This window comes from Kitasatospora sp. NPDC090308 (genome assembly GCF_044769485.1).
In the GTDB taxonomy this organism is placed as follows: domain Bacteria; phylum Actinomycetota; class Actinomycetes; order Streptomycetales; family Streptomycetaceae; genus Kitasatospora; species Kitasatospora fiedleri.
Genome location: NZ_JBIVXY010000013.1, coordinates 53,694 through 67,663, shown reverse-complemented (window position 1 = coordinate 67,663; position 13,970 = coordinate 53,694). Strand labels below are relative to the sequence as shown.

At 75.4% G+C, this 13,970-nt stretch carries 15 protein-coding genes; 9 read left to right on the top strand and 6 right to left on the bottom strand.

Annotation, left to right across the window (positions count from 1 at the left end; genetic code table 11):
* Positions 1 to 18: 18 nt before the first annotated feature.
* The 4 genes from ACIQVD_RS25815 to ACIQVD_RS25800 form a co-directional block, all read right to left on the bottom strand.
* The gene (locus ACIQVD_RS25815) at positions 19 to 780 is read right to left on the bottom strand and encodes an alpha/beta fold hydrolase (RefSeq protein ID WP_400680791.1); all 762 of its coding nucleotides are present in this window, start codon (positions 778 to 780) and stop codon (positions 19 to 21) included.
* Between the two features lie 488 nt (positions 781 to 1,268).
* Positions 1,269 to 1,595, bottom strand: a complete 327-nt coding sequence (locus ACIQVD_RS25810) for a hypothetical protein (RefSeq protein WP_402291853.1) — start codon at positions 1,593 to 1,595, stop codon at positions 1,269 to 1,271.
* A 366-nt stretch (positions 1,596 to 1,961) separates the two neighbouring features.
* On the bottom strand, positions 1,962 to 2,861 hold the full coding sequence (locus tag ACIQVD_RS25805) for a GNAT family N-acetyltransferase (RefSeq protein WP_402291852.1): 900 nt from the start codon (positions 2,859 to 2,861) through the stop codon (positions 1,962 to 1,964).
* Positions 2,862 to 3,175: 314 nt separating this feature from the next.
* Positions 3,176 to 3,937: an alpha/beta fold hydrolase gene (locus ACIQVD_RS25800; RefSeq protein WP_402291851.1), complete on the bottom strand. Its 762-nt coding sequence runs from the start codon at positions 3,935 to 3,937 to the stop codon at positions 3,176 to 3,178.
* Between the two features lie 115 nt (positions 3,938 to 4,052).
* Here ACIQVD_RS25800 and ACIQVD_RS25795 point away from each other — a divergent pair, with 115 nt between their 5' ends.
* Entirely contained in the window at positions 4,053 to 4,844 is a 792-nt protein-coding gene (locus ACIQVD_RS25795; RefSeq protein WP_400680796.1) for a DNA-formamidopyrimidine glycosylase family protein, read from the top strand.
* Positions 4,845 to 4,872: 28 nt separating this feature from the next.
* Here the strand turns inward: ACIQVD_RS25795 and ACIQVD_RS25790 are convergent, their stop codons facing one another.
* The gene (locus ACIQVD_RS25790; RefSeq protein ID WP_400680798.1) at positions 4,873 to 5,505 is read right to left on the bottom strand and encodes a uridine kinase; all 633 of its coding nucleotides are present in this window, start codon (positions 5,503 to 5,505) and stop codon (positions 4,873 to 4,875) included.
* Between the two features lie 235 nt (positions 5,506 to 5,740).
* Here ACIQVD_RS25790 and ACIQVD_RS25785 point away from each other — a divergent pair, with 235 nt between their 5' ends.
* From ACIQVD_RS25785 to ACIQVD_RS25765, 5 genes are all read left to right on the top strand, one after another.
* Positions 5,741 to 6,253: an HD domain-containing protein gene (locus tag ACIQVD_RS25785; RefSeq protein WP_282204458.1), complete on the top strand. Its 513-nt coding sequence runs from the start codon at positions 5,741 to 5,743 to the stop codon at positions 6,251 to 6,253.
* Between the two features lie 59 nt (positions 6,254 to 6,312).
* Entirely contained in the window at positions 6,313 to 6,489 is a 177-nt protein-coding gene (locus ACIQVD_RS25780; protein ID WP_402291850.1) for a hypothetical protein, read from the top strand.
* On the top strand, positions 6,486 to 6,794 hold the full coding sequence (locus ACIQVD_RS25775; RefSeq protein WP_400680804.1) for a dsRBD fold-containing protein: 309 nt from the start codon (positions 6,486 to 6,488) through the stop codon (positions 6,792 to 6,794). Before ACIQVD_RS25780 ends, ACIQVD_RS25775 begins: the two co-directional genes overlap by 4 nt.
* 185 nt (positions 6,795 to 6,979) lie before the next feature.
* Positions 6,980 to 8,629: a protein kinase gene (locus ACIQVD_RS25770; protein ID WP_402291849.1), complete on the top strand. Its 1,650-nt coding sequence runs from the start codon at positions 6,980 to 6,982 to the stop codon at positions 8,627 to 8,629.
* A 13-nt stretch (positions 8,630 to 8,642) separates the two neighbouring features.
* Complete coding sequence (locus ACIQVD_RS25765) at positions 8,643 to 9,419, top strand: hypothetical protein (protein WP_402291848.1); 777 nt, start codon at positions 8,643 to 8,645, stop codon at positions 9,417 to 9,419.
* Between the two features lie 124 nt (positions 9,420 to 9,543).
* Here the strand turns inward: ACIQVD_RS25765 and ACIQVD_RS25760 are convergent, their stop codons facing one another.
* Complete coding sequence (locus tag ACIQVD_RS25760) at positions 9,544 to 9,822, bottom strand: hypothetical protein (protein WP_100834612.1); 279 nt, start codon at positions 9,820 to 9,822, stop codon at positions 9,544 to 9,546.
* A gap of 145 nt (positions 9,823 to 9,967) precedes the next feature.
* On the opposite strand from ACIQVD_RS25760, the gene ACIQVD_RS25755 reads away from it, so the two are divergent.
* The 3 genes from ACIQVD_RS25755 to ACIQVD_RS25745 are packed head-to-tail and all read left to right on the top strand — an operon-like array spanning position 9,968 to position 13,943.
* Entirely contained in the window at positions 9,968 to 12,352 is a 2,385-nt protein-coding gene (locus ACIQVD_RS25755; RefSeq protein ID WP_402291847.1) for an FHA domain-containing protein, read from the top strand.
* Positions 12,353 to 12,355: 3 nt separating this feature from the next.
* Positions 12,356 to 12,856: a hypothetical protein gene (locus ACIQVD_RS25750; protein ID WP_402291846.1), complete on the top strand. Its 501-nt coding sequence runs from the start codon at positions 12,356 to 12,358 to the stop codon at positions 12,854 to 12,856.
* 4 nt (positions 12,857 to 12,860) lie between these two features.
* A complete protein-coding gene (locus tag ACIQVD_RS25745) occupies positions 12,861 to 13,943 on the top strand; it encodes a serine/threonine-protein kinase (RefSeq protein ID WP_402291845.1) in 1,083 nt (360 codons plus the stop codon).
* Positions 13,944 to 13,970: the final 27 nt, after the last annotated feature.

Genomic DNA, 13,970 nt, shown 5'->3' with positions numbered 1-13,970 from the left:
AGGCCCCGGGGCCCGGGATCAGCGGCGGCCGGGGAGGGCGAGGTGCAGGCCCCCCGGGTCCTGGCCACGCAGCGCGAGGGCGGAGTCGACCTCCTCGGGCAGCGCCTCCAGGCCGAGCAGGCCCAGCGCGAGCCCGGCGGCGGCACGGTGCCAGTCGCCGGCCCGCCGCAGCAGGGTGTGGCCACTGCCCAGCACCCGGTAACCGGCCACCCGCGCGCCGTCGGCCCGGGCCCGCAGCGCGAACAGATCGGTGTCGCCGGGTGGGGTGATCCTGTCCCGGTCGCCGTGCAGCAGCAGCACCGAACGGTCCCGCAGGTGCGCGGTCGGCTCGCCCCGCGGGCACCACGGCGCCAGCGCGACCACGCCCCGCACGCACGGGTGGGCCGCCGCCCGCAGCGCCGCCCGGCCGCCCATCGAGTGCCCGATCAGCACCGTCGGCACCGGCCCCAGCCGCTCCACCAGGTCGGCCAGCGCCGCCTCCGCGTCCCGGGCCGCGTCCGCCCGGTCGCCGTTCCAGCCCCGGTACCGGTAGCGCACCATGCCCACCGCCAGCGACCGGCCCGCCGTCGTCCTTCCCGCCGCGCGCTGCACCGCCCCGGCGAACGGCCGCATCCGCAACCCGGGCAGGTTCAGCGCCGTGGGCGGCTCCGCCCCGTGCTCCCGGCCGCCGTGCAGCACCAGCACCGCCGCGTCCGGCGAGGGCGGCAGCGCCCGCCAGGAGAGCAGCCGGTGCGCCTCCACCGCCGCGCCGTCGGAGCGCACCGCCACCCGCCCGTCCATCGCACCGTCCCTGCCGTAGCCGTCCGCTGTCGTGCACCGTCGTTCACCGCCGTGCACCGTCGTTCGCCGCCGTCCGCAGCCACCCGGAGGGGCCCGCAGCCGCCCGGAACCGTCCACCGACGTTCGCACGCGTCCGCCAGGCCCCGGATCTGCCACTGTACGCGGGCAACGCCTCCGGACGGCCCGGCCCAGGAGAAGGACGGCCCCGGAGAAGGACGGGAGGGCCGGCGGTGGACGGAGGCTTCCTGCCGCGGTACGGCCGGGGGCGTCGCTTTCCACCGCATCGGGCCAACTGCCGGGTGGACCCGTGGGCGTTGTCCGCGTGGGGGACGCGGTGGGTGGTGGGGGCGCGCGGTGGCGGACCGTACCGCCCCACCCCCCGTTGCCCGTTACTCGTTCCGCGTGCGCTGTTCCTCCTGACGGTCTGCTGATCCACGGAGCTGCCGACCCGCCGACCCGGTCAGCCAGGCCGGTTGTGGCGGGAGGGGCTACCGGATTCGCCCTCGGCGGCGCAGGTGCGTCACCACCACCATCAGCATCGCCAACGCGGCGGCCCAACCGACCACCACGGCCAGGAGCAGGACCGGTTGGTCCCGCACCACTGCCAGCGCCAGCAGTGCGAACGAGACGGCCAGACAGCACGAGATCACCGTGACCACGATCCACGGCCGGGCCACCACCGTCCGTCGTAGCCGGGCCATCCTCGCTGTCCGCATCGTGCGCAGCTCGCGCTCCAGCTCCTGATCGCTCCCCAGCTCTGCCTCGATCTGTTGGAGGATCAGTAGCTCACGGGGGGAGAGTGCGGGTCCGTCCATCAACCACCTCCGCGCCGCAAGGCAGGCACGCCCCGGCCTTCCCCGCCGACGCGACCCTGCTCCCAGGTAGCAACACATGTGCCCGCTGGACGCCGGTTCTAACACCCGAACGCGCGCTCGACGTCCCGGTGTCCGTTGGTACTCCTCCCAGTTGACGTCTTGTCGGCTCCCGCTCGTCACCGGGAACGGGTGGGGCGGCCCGGCGCTGTCGCCGCGACCGGTCGCCGGAACCGGCCGTGGCGGGTGGTGGGAAGCGCGGGACGCGGAAGGCGGGTGGACGGGAACGATCCGCTGCCGCACCCGGCTCCACCTGGCCCGCCGCCGTACCGGGTGGGGCCGGGCCGGCGGTGGCGGGGTGGCGGCCGGTCAGCCCTCGGTGGGCGGCTCGGCGATCAGGGCGGTGGCTATTCGGCGGAAGCCGACGCTCTCGTAGAGCCGCGCCACGGCGTCGTCGCTCGCGGAGAGGAACACCGTCCGGACCCCGGTGGCGCGGGCGTGCTCGACCAGGTGCGAGGTGAGCCGGCGGGCCAGGCCCCGGCGGCGCAGGGCCGGCAGGGTGGCCACCGCGACGATCTCGCTGACCTCGCCGACCGGCTGGTGGCAGCCGGAGGCGGTGGGGGCGCCGTCCGGCCCGACGGTCGCGGCGAGGACCGTCCGCCCGGCCGTTATCCGACCGGCCATGCGGGCGGCTGCGGCCTCCGTGTCGGGGCCCCGCACCGCCTCGGCGAGCTGCTCGGGCCCGGCGGTGCCGACCCGGGTGCCGGCCTCGGCGAAGGCCAGGTGCGGCAGCATGACGGCGGCGGGCAGCAGCGGGTCGTCCGGGGCGAGCACCCGGACCTCCGGCTCGTCGACCGCCGCCTCCGCCCCGGCGTCGGCGGTGGTGGCCTGGGCGGGGGACGGCTCGTCGAGGTCGAGCACCAGCAGCGGGTGCTCGTGCACCTCCAGCCCGGTGGCCTCGACGGCGGCGCGCAGACCCGGTGTGGTCTCGTGCACCCACTCGAAGCTCTCGGGCGCCCCGATCTCCCGCTGCCTGGCCCGGACCCGCTCGACGTCCGCGGCGGTGAAGACGCCCGGGCCGCCCGGCGTGGGCCGCCCGTAGTAGTGCCAGCCCTGCCCGGTGCGGACGAACAGGGTGAACGGGCCGTGCTCCTCGGTCGTCGCGGAGAACCGGGGGACCGCGTCGTAATAGGTTTCGAGCCGGGCCAGGACGTCCTTCGACCCGGGGGTGGGGGTGTCGTTCGCGTCGCGCATCGTGCTGCCGTCCAAGGGTGCGGTGCTTCCTCTCGTGGAGGTTGATCAGGCGGCATCACATCAGAGCGGTCGATCGGGTGCACGGGTTTTTTCGAACCACGCGCACTGCCTGTTCGAAAAAAGGCCGGTGACGACCCCTCAGGGACGAACCGTTTCTCCGCACCGCCCGAAGGTCCGCACGGGCCGAAAACGGGGCCGGTCGGCCGGGAGTCCCGTGCGCGCGGCGTCCCGGTCGACCGGCCGGATTCACCCGGTGGAGTGAATGCGGGGAACGGCCCGGAAGGCGGTCCGCAGGACGGATCGCCCGGGCCCGGACCCGGCCTGCACCCTCAGCGCCGGCCGACCTCGGCGAGCCGGGCGAGCAGCAGCTCGGCGACCTCCGCGGGGCGCTCCAGCGCGGGCAGGTGCCCGGCCCAGGGGAGTTCGCGGTGCTCGGCGTCCGGCAGCAGGGCCGCCAGGTCGGCGGCGATCCGGCGGAAGTCGTCCAGGTCGTGCGCGCCGGAGTACACCAGGGTGGGCGCGACGACCGCCCGCAGGTCGACCTCGACCGGCGTCGGGGAGATCTCCTGCTCGGGCTCCAACTGCACCTCGTACGCGTTGCGCTGCATCACCCGGAGCTTCGCCCGGGCCGCCTCGTCCGCGTCCGGCCCGAGCCAGGTGTCCGCCATCAGCTCGACCGCCTCGTCCAGGCGGCCGGACTCGACCAGGCCGACCTCGAGGTCGTCCAGCGCGAGCAGTTCGGCGCTCGGCTCGTGGTCCGGGCTGCCCGGACAGAGCAGGGTCAGCGAGCCGACCCGGTCGGGGTGGCGGGCCGCGAACTGGAGGGCGAGCCGACCGCCGAAGGAGGAGCCGACCAGGGCCGCCCGTTCGATGTCGAGTCCGTCCAGCAGCTCCGCCAGGTCGGTCAGGTTGTCGTACGGCCGGTCCGCGCAGGGGGTCTCCCCGAAACCGCGGAAGTCGCACCGCAGAACGCGGTACCCGGCCGCGCGCAAGGCGTCCCACTGCCCGTCCCACATCCGCCGGTCGCAGAGGGAGGAGTGCAGCAGAACCACCGCGGGGCCGTTTCCGGCCACCTCGTGAGTGATCGTCATTCCGCCGACCGTAGGGCAGGGTCGGGCCGCTGACCAGCGATTTCCGCTACGGGCAGAGCGCGGGACCGCGGACGGCGCCGGCGGCGGTGTCGGTGACGGGCGGCATGATGGGGGAGTGCCCGAAGGAGACACCATCTACCACGTCGCCGCCCAGCTCGACCAGGCGCTCGCCGGTCACCTGCTGACGGTGACGGACTTCCGCGTCCCCGCCCACGCCACCGCCGACCTGACGGGACGCCGGGTGCTGGGGACGGTGCCGCGCGGCAAGCACCTGCTGACCAGGTTCGAGGGCGGCGTGACGCTCCACAGCCACCTGCGGATGGACGGCCGCTGGCAGACCTTCCGGCCCGGCGAGCGCTGGCGCGGCGGCCCGGCGTTCCAGGTCCGGGCGGTGCTCGGCACCGAGCACGGCACCGCCGTCGGCTACCGGCTGCCGGTGGTCCAACTGCTGCGCACCGAGGAGGAGCACCGGGTGGTCGGCCACCTCGGCCCCGACCTGCTCGGCCCGGACTGGGACGCCGCCGAAGCCCGCCGTCGCCTGCTCGCCGACCCGCGGCGTCCGGTCGGCGCGGCCCTGCTCGACCAGCGCAACCTGGCCGGCATCGGCAACGTGTACGCCAACGAGCTGGCTTTCCTGGCCGGTGTCACGCCCTGGCTGCCGGTCGGCGAACTGCCCGACCCGGAGCGGCTGCTGCACCGCGCCCACCAGGTGCTGGAAGCCAACAAGCTGCGGCCCGACCACGTCACCACCGGCGACACCCGGCCCGGTCACCAGCACTGGGTGTACGGCCGGGGCCGCCGGAACTGCGTGCGCTGCGGCACCCCGATCCGCACCGCCAAGCACGACCGGGACCGCGTCGCCTACTGGTGCCCGCGCTGCCAGCGCGGCCCGGTGCCGACCTCCTGACGCCCAGGCGGCCCCCCGAAGTCCCCGGTCAGTCCTGCTCCACCAGCGCCGGGTGCCGCGGGTCCTCGACCCGCACCGTCAGGTCGGCCAGCTCCTCCGGGACGGTCTCGGTGCGGTAGCGCTCGAACGCGGGCAGCGTCCAGCGCTCGGCCTCCGGGGTGCGGCGGGCCAGCGCGGCGGCGGACTGGGTCAGGTGCACGGTCAGCTCGAACGGCAGCCAGCGGCCGAGCAGGAACGGTCCGTCCAGCAGCAGCACGCCGCGCGGCGGGAGTTCCACGTACCCCGCCCGGGTGGCGCGGTCGCTGACCGGGTTCCAGTACGTGGGCAGGACGCGGCCGTCACCGTCCGGTTCGAGCGGGTCGAGGACTTCGCGGAGCAGCGCGCCCTGGTCCAGCCAGAGGTCGTGGAAGGCGTCCGGGTCCTCCTTGCCGTACTCGAAGCGCACCGACGCCGGGCGCAGGAAGTCGCCCGCCGACACCCGCCGCACCGGTCGCCCGAGCAGGCGCAGCGGCTCCGCCAGCGCGTCCGCCAACTCGCCCGGCCGGGTCGCCGCCGCGCCGTCGACCGCGACCCGCAGCCGCCGGTCGTCGTCGGCCAGTTCGTGGATCCGCCCCGCGAGCAGCCCGGCCAGCCGCTCCGGGGAGATCGGGGTCACCCGCACCGGACGATCACTCCCTTCGGTCAACCGGACTATACGTCGCGGCGGCCGAGGGCCCGTCCACCCGCCGCTCCGCCGACGGGCGGCGCGTGGAACACTCCGGGCGTGGTGCTCCGCGCGGAGCACGACGGCCGGAGCACGACAGGCAGAGCGCACCAGCCGGAGCACGACGGCCGGAGCCACGACAGGCAGGGCACTCCGGACGGAGTGCAGGAGGCAGAACAGAAGGGGAGACACCATGACCGCCGCACCGCCGCTGACCCTCGACGAGGTCGACGCCCTGGCCGCCCGCGCGCACGCCGGCCAGTACGACCGGACCGGGGTCCCGTACGTGGAGCACGTGCGGGCGGTGGCCGCGGGCGTCGCCCCGTTCGGGACGGGGGTGCGGATGGCGGCGCTGCTGCACGACGTCCTGGAGGACACCCCGCTCACCGCCGGGGAGTTGCTCGCCGCAGGTGTCCCCGCCGCCGTGGTGGCGACCGTCCGGCGGGTGACCCGGACGGCCGGGACGGACTACCGGACGATGCTGCTGGACGTCGTCACCGACCACGCCGCCACCCTGGTCAAGATCGCCGACAACGCGCACAACTCCCGCGCCGACCGCGCCGCGCTGCTCCCGGCGGCGGACCGGGCCCGGCTGGCCGAGCGCTACCGGGACGCCCGCGCGGTGCTGTGGCCCGCCGTCGCGGAGGCCGACGTCCGGACGATCGTCGGGGCGGTCAACCCGGACCTGCTGGCCGAACTCGACTGAGGCCGCCCGCGGAGGCACGCTGGAAGGAGCAGCGGGGGTGCCAGAGCGAGGAGCCCGAGATGTCACAGATGAACGACAGGCTCGACCAGAAGGACCGGCGGGACGAGGAGGACGTCCGGGCCGCCGACCCGGAGGAGGGCATCACCTCCTACCAGACCATGCACGCGGGGGAGGAGTCCCGGGCCGAGGGCGACCCGACCGCGGACCCGTCCCAGCAGCAGGAGGAGCGGCGGTGAGCGGACACGTGGCGGCGTCCGGGCCGCACAGCACCGAGTGGTCGGTCCGGCTGCGGGTGGTCGAGGCCGGCGACCTCACCCAGGCGCACGCCGTCCTCGACACCGGCGTCAACCTGATCGAGGTCGAGGCCGAGGCGCACCGCAGCCGGACCGACCCCGCCGACCCGGAGATCGGCGACGAACTCGCCGTCGGACGGGCGCTGACCGCCCTCGGCCAGCAGCTGATCCACCACGGCTCCACCGCCGCCGAGGCCGCCGATTCCGCCCGCCGCCGCGACCCGTCACCCCCGGACAGCGCCTGGTGACGGGCCGAACACCGGCGTGCGGAACGTCGGTGTGCGAAACAGTCGAATCGTGACCTTCCCCCGCCCCCGGACCGGAACTCCTCCGGCCGGGGGCGCGTCACTCCCGGTGGCCGCGCACCCGCGCCGGCCCGCAGGCGACGGACGGGACGCCCCCGCACAGCACGGGGGCGCCGGGGGTGGACAAGGTGAGCGACGATCAGCACCCGGAGGACGGACCGGCGGACCGGCCCCCGCGGGACGCCCGCTGGGAACTCCCCGACTACGCGCACGGACGTGAACTGGGCGCCGGCGCGTCCGGCCGCGTCGTCCTCGCCCGGCACCGGGCCACCGGCACCCCCGTCGCCGTCAAGTACCTGCTCGGCGACCACCCCGACCAGGCCGCGTTCCGGGTCGAGGCCGAACTGCTCGCCGCCCTCGACAGCCCGCACGTCACCCGCCTGTACGAGTACGTCGAGGGCCCGCGCGGCGCGGCCATCGTGATGGAGCTCGTCGAGGGCGTCTCGCTGCGCGACCTGCTGCGCGCCGAGGGCGGCACCGGACCGGAGGCCGCCCTCGTCGTGCTCAAGGGCTCCCTGCTCGGCCTGGCCGCCGCGCACCGGGCCGGTGTCGTGCACCGCGACTACAAGCCGGGCAACGTCCTGGTCACCGCGGACGGCGAGTCGAAACTCGTCGACTTCGGCATCGCCGTCCGCACGGGCTCCGGCGGCACCGTCGCCGGGACGCCCGCCTACATGGCCCCCGAGCAGTGGGCCGGCCGCCCCGCCTCCCCGGCCACCGACGTGTACGCCGCCACCGCGACCTTCTTCGAGTGCCTCACCGGCGCCAAGCCCTACGCGGGCACCACACTGATGGAACTCGCCGTCCAGCACACCGAGGCCGAGATCCCCGACGTCCAGGCCCCCGAAGCGCTCCGCCCGCTCATCCGGGCCGGACTCGCCAAGACCCCCGAACAGCGCCCCGCCGGCGCGGAGGCCCTGGTCGGCGAGCTGGAGGCCGCCGCCGGGGCCGCCTACGGCGCGGACTGGGAGGACCGCGGACGCAAACGGCTCGCCGCGCTGGTCGCCCTGCTGCCGCTGCTGCTGCCCTCCGCCCCGGGCGAGGGCGCGCTGCCCGGCGCGACCTCGTACGCGACGACGGTGCTCGCCCCGCCGCCACCGGCCCCGCGCCCGCGCGTTCCGTTCCGGGGACGGCTGATTGCCACCGTCGGCGCGATCGTCCTGGTCACGGGCGCGCTCGCGGCGGTCGCCTCCGCGGACGGGAACGGCACCACCGCCGACCCGCGGCCGGTCGCCGCCCCGCTCGCCACCACCAGCGTCCGGCCCCCCGAGCCACCGACGGCCGAGCCCCCGCCGACCCCCGGCGACAGCCCGAGCCCCGGCGCCTCGCCCACCTCCACGCCGACCGAGGAGACCGGCCCGAGCACGTCGCCGAGCCCGACGACGAAGCCCAGCACCTCCCCGAAGCCGAGCCTGAGCACGAGCCCGAGCCCGACCGCGCCCGGTTCGACGCCCAGCGTGACGGCGAGCAGTGCGCCGCCGGTCACTGTGACGGTGCGGAGGCTCTCCGGCCGTGTGGAGGGGACGACGCTGACGGCCGGGTTCCTGGTGTCGGTGGAACCGGCCGGGAGCACTGCGGGGAGAGTGACGCTGACCTGGTACGACGACGGAGTTCCTTCCGCAGCCGAGTCCGTCGACGTCCCGGCGAAGGGGACGGTGACCCGGCCGCACACCTTCGCCTGCAACCAGCGGGCCAAGAACGTGGGCGTGAGCGTCACCACCCCGGCGGGGGACACCACCGCCTCGCCCTCGTACCTCATGATCTGCCCGCCGAGGTAGGAGGAGCACGACGATGACCGACAACGCCCCCGACCCCGGCTTCCGGCTCGGGCCGGTCCGCAGGCGCAACGACCCGGACCGGACGGTCCGGTTGCGATCCGCCGCCGCCCCGCAGGACGACCTGCGCACCGTCCAGCTCCGCCCGTCCGTCCCGCCGCCACCGCCACCGCCACCGCCGTCCGACGCCGAGCGGACCGTCCGGCTGGACGACGCGGCCCAGACCGTTCGGCTGGGTCCGGTGGCGCCGCCTCCCGTGGACCTCGCCGCGATCCTTCCCGAGCCCGGTGGGCCCGCGCCGGAGGGCGAGTTGCGGCGGTACGGCCCCGGGGTGCCGCCCGGGGCCGTCGCGGTGTGGCGCGGGGAGGCCGTGGCGGCGGCGCCGTCGCCGCGGCGGTGGGACAGGTGGCTGCTGGTGCCGCTGGTGCTCCTGCTCGCGCTGCTCGGGTACCTGCTCTGGGAGCGGTACGGGCGCCCCGTCGAGGTGGTGGGCGTGACGGCGGGGACCGCGTCCGCCGGGCCCGGGTGCGACGGCACCGCCGTGGTCACCGGGACGCTGGAGACCGACGGCGGCGCGGGCCGGGTGACCTACCGGTGGCTGCGCAACGACGGCACCGTCTCCGGGCCGTTCGTCCAGCACGTGGCGGCCGGGCACCGGCGCACCGACGTCACGCTGGAGTGGAGCTTCCGGGGACACGGCGAGTTCGCCGCCGGCGCGCGGCTGGAGGTCCTGGAGGGGGCCGACGGCAGCGGGCACTACGCCGAGGCCGCGTTCACCTACGCCTGCCCGTGACCCGACGGCCGGGCGGCACGGCAGCCCGACGGACCGTGCCCCGGACGCCGACGCCGGGCCGGGACGCACGAAACCCGGGCCGCGGCCGACGGCGGGTCGGCGGCGGCCCGGGCCGGGCCTCCGGTCAGGACCGTGGGGCGGTGGCACCTCCGCCCGTCTTCACGGCCTCGACCATGTGCTGGTGCACCTCGCGCGCCGTCGCCTCGTCCGCGGCGGCCACGGGGCTGCCCTCCACGGTGAACCAGTCGAGCGCGCCGCTGTACTGCACGGTCAGCCGCGCCTCGCCCTCGATCCACATGGTGTGCACCGTCAGGTCCCCGGTGATGACGCCGATCTCGACGGTCCGCACGCCGCCGTGGCCGGACAGAATGCCCTGAGTGGTCCAGGTTGCCCAGGTGTTCACAAGCCAGCTCCCATCCGCCGCCCAACGGGACGCTCGGTCCCGACCCCACAGGTACCCGATCCGGGGCGGCCGCTTCCCACTGTCACCCGAAGGGCTGAAAACCGCCCCCCGGGCGGGTGCTCACCGCGCGGTCTAGCATCGAGCTATGGGAGAGCGAGAGGGTGCGCTCACCGCGCCGAGACTGATCCTCGAAACCGACGGCGACTCCACGGTCATCACGCCGAGCCGCAGGTACGCACTCGGACGCGACCCCACCGGCGACATCGTGCTGACCGACCCGCGGGTCTCCTGGCACCACGCGCAACTGCACGCCGGTGACGGCCACTGGTTCGTCGACGACACCGGCTCCACCAACGGCACCTACGCCGCCGACGGCCACCGGGTCGTCCACCTGGAGATCGGGCCGGGTACCGTGTTGTGCCTGGGCAGCCCGGGTGACGGGCCGCGCTGCACGTTCAGCGCGCTGCCCGAACCGACCGCCGTGCACCCGCTGCCCGGCAGCCGCCCGTCCGCGCTGACCGCGATCACCGGCTCCCGCCGGCCGCCGTCCAGCGTCATGCCGCTGCCGACCAGGGTGGTGCGGATCGGCCGCGCCCCCGACAACGACCTGGTGGTCGGCGACCTGTCGGTCTCCCGGCACCACGCCGAGCTGCGCGCCGCGCCCGGCGGCGGCTACCGGATCGCCGACCTGGACAGCCACAACGGGACCTACCTGAACGGCCGGCCCGTGCGAGAGGCCCCCGTCGGCCCCGGAGACCTGGTCGGAATCGGCCATTCGGTGTTCTGCCTGGTCGGGGACGAACTGCAGGAGTTCGTCGACACCGGCGACATCGACCTCGACGTGGAGGACCTCACCGTCCAGGTCGCCGACGGCCGCACCCTGCTCGACGGGGTCACCTTCCCGGTCGGCCAGAAGTGCCTGCTCGCGGTGGCCGGGCCCAGCGGCGCCGGCAAGTCCACCCTGCTCAACGCGCTCACCGGTCTGCGCCCCGCCGACCGCGGCACCGTCCGCTACGACGGCCGCGACCTCTACCGCGACTACGCCGAACTGCGCCGCCGGATCGGCCTCGTCCCGCAGGACGACATCCTGCACACCCAGCTCCCGGTCCGGAAGGCCCTGGCGTACGCCGCCGAACTGCGCTTCCCCGACGACACCGCGCCCGAGGAGCGGGCCGCCCGGGTCGAGGAGGTGATCGACGAACTCGGCCTCGGCAGACGCGCCGACCAGGTCATCTCCAGCCTCTCCGGCGGCCAGCGCAAGCGGGTCAGCGTGGCCCTCGAACTGCTCACCAAACCGTCCCTGCTCTTCCTCGACGAGCCCACCAGCGGGCTCGACCCCGGCATGGACCGGTCCGTGATGCAGATGCTGCGCGGCCTCGCCGACGACGGGCGGACCGTCATCGTGGTCACCCACAGCGTGCTCAGCCTCGACCTGTGCGACCGGCTGCTGCTGCTCGCCCCCGGCGGGCGCACCGCCTGGTACGGGCCGCCCGGCGAGACGCTGGAGCACTTCGGGTTCGCGCACTGGCCGGACGCCTTCGAGGCGTTCGAGAACCAGACCGACCGCGACTGGGCCGGCGAGTTCCGCGCCTCCACCCCCTACCGCAGCTACGTCAGCGGCCCGGCCGGCGGCCCCGGCGACTGGCCCGGCGCGCTCGCCCCCGCCGAGCGGGAGCGGCCGGAGGCCGGGATCGTCCCCGCGCCCGCGCCCCGGCCGCGGCGCTGGCGCAAACAGGTCGGCACGCTCTGCCGCCGCTACGCCAGCGCGCTCTCCGCCGACCGGACCTTCCTCGCCGTGATGATCGCGCTGCCGTTCGTCATGGGCGCGATGGCGCGCGCCCTGGCCGGCAGCCGGCTCGACCAGGACACCGCGCTGAACGCGCTGCTGATCCTGTGCGTCGGCGGGGTGCTCACCGGCGCCGCCAACGCGGTGCGCGAACTGGTCAAGGAGCGGACGATCTACCAGCGCGAACGTGCCGTCGGCCTGTCCAGATCCGCGTACCTGTGCTCGAAGACCGTCGTGCTGGGCACCGTCACGGTCGTCCAGTCGGTGGTGCTGACCATGGTCGCGCTGATCGGCGTGAAGCTCAGACCGCAGGGCGGCAGCGGGGTGCTCCTCCCGCCGCTGCTGGAGATCACCCTCGCCGTGGCGCTGCTCTCGCTCACCGCGATGATGCTCGGCCTGCTGATCTCCGCGCTGGTCAAGAAGGAGGAGGTGACCATGCCGCTGCTGGTGCTGGTCGCCATCGTCCAGGTGGTGTTCTGCGGGGCGCTGCTGCAACTCGACCACATCCCGGTGCTCAACCAGCTGTCCTGGCTCGTCCCGTCCCGCTGGGCGCTCGGCGCGATGGCCGCCACCATCGACCTGCACGCCACCGTGCCCGGCGAGCTCACCGACGACCCGCTGTTCGCGCACCGGCCGGGCATCTGGCTGCTCGACCTGGGGATGCTGATCGTGCTGGCCGTCGCGTACGGACTGGTCGTCGCCCGACTGCTGCGCCGGCACGAACCCGCCGTGATGCGGCGGTAGCGCATGGGCCCGCCCGACGGATTCCGGCCCACCCACGTCGTCCCGGCCGACGGCCTGCCGACCTGGACCGCGCCCGACCCGGCCGCCGCCGGAGTGCCGCTCGACCCGCTGCTCCCGGTCGCGCTCGCCGAGGCCCACGGCAACTGGGCCCGGATCGTCTGCTCCAACGGCTGGTCCGCGTGGGTCGACGGACGGCTGCTGGTCGCCCTCCCGCAACGCCCCCCGTCGGCCGGCGGCCCGCTCGCCACCACCGAGGACCCGCGTCCGCTGCTCGCCGCGCTGGAACGCTCACTAGCCACCTACCGGCGGCTGGTCGACGACTGGGCGGCCGGCCGGATCGACCTGGAGACCTTCCGCGACGGCACCCGCGAGCTGCGGCTCGGCGCGGTGCTGGACGGCTCGGACGCCTGGCTGCTCGACCTCGACCGGGGTCGCTGGTACTACTGCGACGCCGCCCAGCTCCAGGGCTACGCGGCGGCCGACCGCGCGTCCGACCGGGGCTGACCCGATGTCAGGGGAACGGTCCTCCGAACCCTCCGGGCGGCCCGCCGCGCAGGCCGATCCGCCGGCCGCCGCCGCGGAGCCCGGCGAGTTGGACGGGCGCACGCTGGCCGGCTACCGGCTGGAGCACGTGCTGGGGCGGGGCGGCATGGCGGTGGTCTACCGCGCCGAGGACCTGCGGCTGGGCCGCACCGTCGCGGTCAAGCTGCTGGCCCCCGAGCTGGCCCGCAACGAGAACTTCCGGCAGCGCTTCGTCCGGGAGTCGCACGTCGCCGCCTCGCTCGACCATCCGAACATCGTCCCGGTGTACGACGCGGGCGAGGCCGAGGGGGTGCTGTACCTGGCCATGCGGTACGTGCGCGGCCGCGACCTGCGCGCGCTGCTCGACCGGCAGGGGCCGCTGACGGCCGCCCAGACCGTGCGGATCGCCGTCCAGGTGGCCAGCGCGCTGGACGCCGCGCACGCCCACGACCTGGTCCACCGGGACGTCAAACCGGGCAACGTGCTGATCGCCGAGGGCACCGATCCCGACCGCCCCGAGCACGCCTACCTGACCGACTTCGGCCTGACCAAGAAGTCGCTCTCGCTGACCGGCCTGACCAGCGTCGGCCAGTTCGTCGGCACCCTCGACTACGTGGCCCCCGAGCAGATCTCCGGCAAGCCCGTGGACGGGCGGTGCGACGTGTACAGCCTGGGCTGCGTGGTGTTCGAGATGCTCACCGGCGGCCCGCCCTACCGGCGCGACGACGACCTGGCACTGCTCTGGGCGCACCTCAACGACCCGCCGCCGGACGTCCGGGAGCGGCGCGCGGACCTGCCCGCCGGGGTGGGCGCGGTGCTGGAGCGGGCGATGGCGAAGCGGCCCGGCGCGCGGTACGGGAGCTGCCTGGAGTTCGTCGCGGCGCTGCGGGCGGCGACGGACCCGCGCAGCGCCCCGCGCCCCGCGTCCCGCGAGGCCCCCCGGGGTGCGCGCCCGGCTGCTCCGCGGGTCGTCCCGGAGGCTGTTCCGCCGGCCGTTCCACCGGTCGTCCCGGGGGCGGACCCGCCGCCGCGGCCGCCGGCCTGGGCGCGGCCGGTGTTCGAACCCTGAAGGTTTCCGCTCGTTTCCGGGGCGTAA

Excerpts from the sequence above, each read along its gene's own strand:
- ACIQVD_RS25785 (WP_282204458.1), top strand. The coding sequence starts at position 5,741 with ATGACCGCCGCACCGCCGCTGACCCTCGACGAGGTCGACGCCCTGGCC.
- ACIQVD_RS25765 (WP_402291848.1), top strand. The coding sequence starts at position 8,643 with ATGACCGACAACGCCCCCGACCCCGGCTTCCGGCTCGGGCCGGTCCGC.
- ACIQVD_RS25755 (WP_402291847.1), top strand. The coding sequence starts at position 9,968 with ATGGGAGAGCGAGAGGGTGCGCTCACCGCGCCGAGACTGATCCTCGAA.
- ACIQVD_RS25745 (WP_402291845.1), top strand. The coding sequence starts at position 12,861 with ATGTCAGGGGAACGGTCCTCCGAACCCTCCGGGCGGCCCGCCGCGCAG.
- ACIQVD_RS25800 (WP_402291851.1), bottom strand. The coding sequence starts at position 3,937 with ATGACGATCACTCACGAGGTGGCCGGAAACGGCCCCGCGGTGGTTCTG.
- ACIQVD_RS25780 (WP_402291850.1), top strand. The coding sequence starts at position 6,313 with ATGTCACAGATGAACGACAGGCTCGACCAGAAGGACCGGCGGGACGAG.
- ACIQVD_RS25810 (WP_402291853.1), bottom strand. The coding sequence starts at position 1,595 with ATGGACGGACCCGCACTCTCCCCCCGTGAGCTACTGATCCTCCAACAG.
- ACIQVD_RS25750 (WP_402291846.1), top strand. The coding sequence starts at position 12,356 with ATGGGCCCGCCCGACGGATTCCGGCCCACCCACGTCGTCCCGGCCGAC.
- ACIQVD_RS25815 (WP_400680791.1), bottom strand. The coding sequence starts at position 780 with ATGGACGGGCGGGTGGCGGTGCGCTCCGACGGCGCGGCGGTGGAGGCG.